This window comes from Rhodoferax sp. (genome assembly GCF_014859475.1).
In the GTDB taxonomy this organism is placed as follows: domain Bacteria; phylum Pseudomonadota; class Gammaproteobacteria; order Burkholderiales; family Burkholderiaceae_C; genus Rhodoferax.
The window spans coordinates 1-5697 of sequence record NZ_JACUUE010000163.1; the positions used below are offsets into that span (position 1 = coordinate 1).

Consider the following 5697-nt stretch of genomic DNA (forward strand, 5'->3'; position numbering starts at 1 on the left):
AGCGGGTGTGGCGTGCGGCGTTTGGCGTGCGGCCATCATGGCGCGCGACGCTTCCATGGCTGCACGGGTTTGTGCGTTTGGCACCTTCACTTCGAGAGGGGCCTCTTCATTGGTTAACCCGTGCTTGGATGGGGCAATCCTGAGAAGCCTCACATCCCCGCGTAATTCGGCCCGCCACCGCCTTCAGGTGTGACCCACACGATGTTCTGCGTCGGGTCCTTGATGTCGCAGGTTTTGCAGTGCACGCAGTTGGCGGCGTTGATCTGCAACTTGTCGGCACCGCTGTCGTCCTTGACAAACTCATAGACCCCAGCCGGGCAGTAGCGCGCCTCGGGGCCGGCGTACTTGCTCAGGTTGATGCTGACCGGCACGCTGGCATCCTTGAGTGTCAGGTGCGAGGGCTGGTTTTCTTCGTGGGCAGCGTTGCTGATGAAGACGCTGCTGAGGCGGTCAAAGGTGAGTTTGCCGTCGGGTTTGGGGTAGTCGATGGGCTTGCATTCCGATGCCGGTTTCAGGTAAGCATGGTCGGGCTTGTCGCGGTGGATGGTCCAGGGCATCTTGCCACCCAGGCCAAACTGCTCAAGGCCGTTCATCAAGGTGCCCACGGTGAGGCCGTGCTTGAACCAGGCCTTGAAGTTGCGCGACTTGTTGAGTTCGGCATACAGCCAGCTGGCCTCGAAGGCTTCGGGGTAGGCGCTCAGCTCGTCGTGTGCGCGGCCAGCAGCCACCGCCTCAAAAGCCGCCTCGGCCGCCAACATGCCCGACTTGATGGCGCTGTGGCTGCCCTTGATGCGGCTTACGTTCAAAAAGCCGGCATCGCAGCCCACCAGCGCGCCCCCGGGGAACACGGTCTTGGGCAAGGCCATCAAGCCCCCGGCGGTGATGGCGCGCGCGCCATAGGCCAGGCGTTTGCCGGTGACTTCGCCTTGCTCGTTTTCCAGGTACCAGCGGATGTTGGGGTGCGTCTTCCAGCGCTGGAATTCTTCGAACGGGCTCAAATACGGGTTGGCGTAGTTCAAGCCGGTGATGAAACCCAGGGCGATCTTGTTGTCTTCCATGTGGTACAAAAAAGAGCCGCCGTACGTGTCGTTTTCCATCGGCCAGCCGGCGGTGTGCACCACCAGGCCGGGTTCGTGGCGGCTGGGCTCGGCTTCCCAGAGTTCCTTGATGCCGATGGCGTAGCTTTGCGGGTCGCAGCCTTCGTCGAGCTTGAACTTTTCAATGACCTGCTTGCCCAGGTGGCCGCGCGAGCCTTCGGCCAGCACGGTGTATTTGCCCAGCAGCTCCATGCCGATCTGGAAGTTGGGGCCGGGCTCGCCGTTCTTTTCCACGCCCATGTTGCCGGTGGCCACGCCGCGCACTGCACCGGCTTCGTCGTACAGCACTTCGGCAGCGGCAAAGCCGGGGAAGATTTCCACACCCAGTGCTTCGGCCTGTTCGCCCAACCATTTGGTCAGCGCCCCCAGGCTGATGATGTAGTTGCCGTGGTTCTGGCTGCATTCGGGCAGGAACATGTTGGGCGTGCGGTAGCCGGTGGTCTCGCTGAGGAACATCATGGCTTCGTCGGTCACGGGCTGATTCAGCGGTGCACCCATGGCTTTCCAGTCGGGAAAGAGCTCGGTGAGCGACTTGGGGTCGAGCACCGCACCGGACAGGATGTGGGCGCCAGGCTCGGCGCCTTTTTCCAGCACGACAACGGAAATATCTTTGCCTTTTTCCGTGGCGAGTTGCTTCAGGCGGATGGCGGTGGCCAGGCCGGCGGGGCCACCGCCGACCACGACCACGTCGTAGTCCATGGATTCGCGGGGGCCGTATTGGGTCAGGATTTCCTCGTTTGTCATGGTAGGACTCGCTTTATCAACTGATTAAACTCATGCCAATCGTAGATGGCTAAGACTGAACAGGAATTGTCTGCGAAAAATACGGATATCAGACCCCATAATCAACAAAATAGAACGGTCGTTCTATTTATAACGGAGAAATCACCATGGCATACAGCATTGACCTTTCGGGCCGCGTGGCCCTGATTACCGGTGCATCGGGCGGTCTGGGGGCACAATTTGCCCGCACCCTGGCCAGTGCTGGTGCAGCCGTGGTGCTGGCCAGCCGCCGCGTGGAAAGACTGAAAGAGTTGCGCGCTCAAATTGACGGCGAGGGTGGCGATGCCCATGTGATCGAGCTTGATGTGACGAATCACGCTTCCATCATGTCCGCCGTGGCGCACGCCGAGACCGAGGTCGGCTCGATCGATATTCTGGTCAACAACTCGGGTGTCAGCGCCACCCAGCGCATCCAGGATGTGAGCGAAGACACCTTTGATTTCATCTTCGACACCAACGTCAAGGGTGCTTTTTTTGTGGCGCAAGAGGTTGGCAAACGCATGCTGGCGCGCGCCCAAGGGGCGGCGCCGGGCAGCTTTACCGGCGGGCGCATCATCAATATAGCGAGCATGGCCGGACTCAAGGTCTTGCCCAAAATTGGCGTCTATTGCATGAGCAAGGCGGCAGTGATCCAGATGACCAAAGCCATGGCGGTGGAGTGGGGGCGCTTTGGCATCAACGTCAACGCCATTTGCCCAGGCTACATCGACACCGAGATCAACCACGCCCATTGGCAAACCGAGGCGGGGCAAAAATTGATTCAGATGCTGCCACGCAAGCGTATTGGCCAGCCGCAAGACCTGGACGCGCTGCTGGTGATGCTGTGCTCTGACCAAAGCCATTTCATCAACGGCGCCGTGATTTCGGCCGACGATGGCTTTGCGGTCTAACAAGCACGCATGCTGACGGGACTGCTTGCGGGTTTGGCTGCGGGCGCGCTGTGGGGCATGGTGTTTGTAGTGCCACGCATGACTCCGGGTTTGAGTTCGGTCGATCTGACTGCCGGGCGCTTCATCAGTTATGGCGGCATCGCGGCGCTGGCCATGCTGCTCACCTGGCGCCGCCACACCTGGCCCACGGCGCGTCAGGCTGTTACTGCTTTGGGCATGAGCCTGCTCGGCGCTACCGGTTACTACCTGCTGCTGGCGCAAAGCATTGTCTATGCTGGCTCCGAGGTGCCCACGCTGATCATCGGCACTATTCCGATCTGGGTCATGTTGCTGGGCAAGCCCGCCGGTCTCAAATGGGCGGGCCTGTTGCCGGGCTTGCTGCTCACTCTGGGCGGACTGGCGCTGATGATGCAGTCAAGCTTGAGCCATGCGGCACGACTGCCGGGCGCTGGCGGCCAGTTTTGGTGGGGGGTGCTACTGGCGCTGGGGGCCATGCTGAGCTGGACGGCCTTTGCCCTGGTCAACGCGGCCTGGCTCAAGCGCCACCCGGAAGTCAGCGCCACCGAATGGGCCAACTGGATCGGTGTGGCCACCGGGGTGGGGGCTTTTTTGCTGTGGTTGCTGCTGGGTTCTGACATCAAGACACTTTCAGCACTGGACAATCAGGCCGTCATCTTGATGGCCTGCATTGCCACCGGCATTGGGTCGGGCTGGGCTGCCAGCATTTTGTGGAACGTGGCCAGTCAGCGCCTGAGCGTGAGTTTGTGTGGCCAATTGATTGTGAGTGAGACCTTGTTTGCCCTGTTTTATTCTTTTGTCTGGGATGGTGTCTTGCCCACATCCGTGCAAGCCTGGGCCGCCGTGTTGTTCACGCTGGGCATTCTGGCCTCGATCAGGGCGCATCGCTGATGAGCTGGCAAACATTCACACCCACGCGTGGTGGCTTGCGGCGCTGGCTGCAAGCCTCGGGCTCGCTGAGCGCCCGGTTGGCGGCCACGGGTGAGCGCTTCAGTGTGCAGGTGCTGGCGCAGGGGCGCCAGCCGCTCACCCCCGATGAATCGCGCGCTTTGGGCCTGGCTGGGCGGCGCACCGGCTATGCGCGTGAGGTCTTGCTGCGGGTGGATGGCCGGGCGATGGTGTTTGCCCGCAGTGTCACGGCGCATACCGCCTCGCTGGGTGCCTGGCGCTCGGTGCGTGGCTTGGGCAGCCGCCCGCTGGCCGATGTGCTGTTCAAGCGTGCCGGCATTTCGCGTGCGCCGCTGGCCTACAGCCAGCTCACTCGCCAGGGCCCGTTGCAGCGCCATGTAGCCGCTCGCTGGCTGGCGGCAACTGGCGCGGCCCCGGGCCATCAGCTTGTGCCCGCTCGCCGATCTGTTTTTACCCGCCATGGCGCAGCGCTGCTGGTCATGGAGGTATTTGCCGCCCCCGCCAGCCATTGGCCCTGGCCAGGGGGTGCACCATTGAAAAATACCAAGCGAAGGAGATAGCGATGAAATTTGACATTCCAGAACAGAAGAAACTGGTGTTCGAGGTGGTCATTCCGATCCGCTGGGGCGACATGGACGCCATGGGCCACGTCAACAACACCACCTATTTTCGCTACCTGGAAACCTGCCGCATCGACTGGATGCGCGCCACCGGCTGCATGCCCAATCCGCTGGGCGAGGGGCCGGTGATCGTGAACGCGTTCTGCAATTTTTACAAACAGCTGGAGTACCCCGGTGACGTGCTCGTCAAGATGTATGCCAGCGACCCGGCCCGCACCACCTTCGAGACTTGGGCCACCATGGAGATGACCGACCAGCCCGGCGTGATCTACGCTGCGGGCGGTGCCACCACGATCTGGGTGGACTTTCCCAAGCAAAAAGCGATAGACCTGCCCGAGCGGATCCGCACCATTGTTACGTGAAATGACACATCAGGCGGCATGGGTCGCTTATTTGGAAAAATGGCCCGCGGAGATCAATTGATCCACCTCGATTTCTGCGTTGGCCCAGTCGTCGAGCGGATTGCCGGGGGCAAAGCCGCGCCGCTGTGCCACATAAAAGGCGGCGACTTCAATGTAGTTGTGGCGCTGTTCTGGCGTGACCTCGGGAAGCACGGTAGCGGGGCTGGTTTTTACTTGGCTGATCGCAGCTTTTTTAGCCGGGGCTTTTTTTAGAGCGACCTTTTTCGCCACTTTGGGCAAAGCCGCGGTGGTTGGCGCGGTGACAGGCGCTGCAACGGCTTTTTTGGCAGGTGATTTTTTTGCGGTGACCATGTGTTTCTCCTTGGGTGAAGGGTGGGTGCCGATGACCAATACCTTGCGTGGTCAGGTTGCCGCGGCTGGTGCAGGTCAGAGCTAACCCGCCATCAATTTGTGTACCAGATCGCCAGTATTGGACGCCTTGTATTTTCGCATCAAACGAGCGCGGTAAATTTCGACGGTGCGGTGGCTGATGGCGAGCGCCTTGCCGATCTCCTTGCTGGTCAGACCGCCCATCAAAAAGGCCGCCACTTCGCGTTCGCGGGCCGTGAGTTCGGCTTTGACCGGGCGGCTCGCGCTCAGGTCTTCAAAGGTCCAGATGCCGGCCTCGTGGGGTGCCGCCTGGTTGAGGGCGCGGCCGGTCACATGGCACCAGAAGGTTTCACCCTTGAAGCGGCCATCGAGCCGTTTCATGATACGGTCATCGGCGTAGGTGCCGTTGCGGTTGAGTAGCGGGGCGATGCGCTGGCCGGTGCGCTCGAATTCGAGCGCGCTGGGGTAGAGCACCTGAAACGACTGGCCGATGAGCTGGTCGGGCGCAGCGCCGAACATCTCGCACAGGTGCCGGTTGCAGTTGACCATGGTGCGGTTGCGTGACAGGGCCAGCCCCACGGGCGCCATCTCGAAGGCCAGGCGGTAATCGATGTTCATCGTCAAAATGATTGCGGGTCAGACCACTCGC

At 61.3% G+C, this 5697-nt stretch carries 7 protein-coding genes; 4 read left to right on the plus strand and 3 right to left on the minus strand.

Annotated elements, in window-relative coordinates:
• Positions 1–149: 149 nt before the first annotated feature.
• On the minus strand, positions 150–1841 hold the full coding sequence (locus IBX54_RS11845) for an electron transfer flavoprotein-ubiquinone oxidoreductase (protein WP_296542858.1): 1692 nt from the start codon (positions 1839–1841) through the stop codon (positions 150–152).
• 146 nt (positions 1842–1987) lie between these two features.
• Between IBX54_RS11845 and IBX54_RS11850 the strand changes: the two genes are divergently transcribed.
• From IBX54_RS11850 to IBX54_RS11865, 4 genes are read left to right on the plus strand one after another with little or no spacing between them, the layout of a single operon-like run.
• Positions 1988–2770, plus strand: a complete 783-nt coding sequence (locus IBX54_RS11850) for an SDR family oxidoreductase (protein WP_296542859.1) — start codon at positions 1988–1990, stop codon at positions 2768–2770.
• A 9-nt stretch (positions 2771–2779) separates the two neighbouring features.
• Complete coding sequence (locus IBX54_RS11855; protein WP_296542860.1) at positions 2780–3679, plus strand: DMT family transporter; 900 nt, start codon at positions 2780–2782, stop codon at positions 3677–3679.
• On the plus strand, positions 3679–4257 hold the full coding sequence (locus IBX54_RS11860) for a chorismate lyase (protein ID WP_296542861.1): 579 nt from the start codon (positions 3679–3681) through the stop codon (positions 4255–4257). Before IBX54_RS11855 ends, IBX54_RS11860 begins: the two co-directional genes overlap by 1 nt.
• 2 nt (positions 4258–4259) lie before the next feature.
• Positions 4260–4679 (plus strand): thioesterase family protein, encoded by a 420-nt coding sequence (locus IBX54_RS11865; RefSeq protein ID WP_296542862.1) that lies wholly within the window; start codon positions 4260–4262, stop codon positions 4677–4679.
• A 27-nt stretch (positions 4680–4706) separates the two neighbouring features.
• Here the strand turns inward: IBX54_RS11865 and IBX54_RS15255 are convergent, their stop codons facing one another.
• Together IBX54_RS15255 and IBX54_RS11880 are read right to left on the minus strand one after the other, a co-directional pair.
• Entirely contained in the window at positions 4707–5030 is a 324-nt protein-coding gene (locus tag IBX54_RS15255; protein WP_367141835.1) for a DUF2934 domain-containing protein, read from the minus strand.
• Positions 5031–5111: 81 nt separating this feature from the next.
• Entirely contained in the window at positions 5112–5666 is a 555-nt protein-coding gene (locus IBX54_RS11880) for a PAS and helix-turn-helix domain-containing protein (RefSeq protein WP_296542863.1), read from the minus strand.
• Positions 5667–5697: the final 31 nt, after the last annotated feature.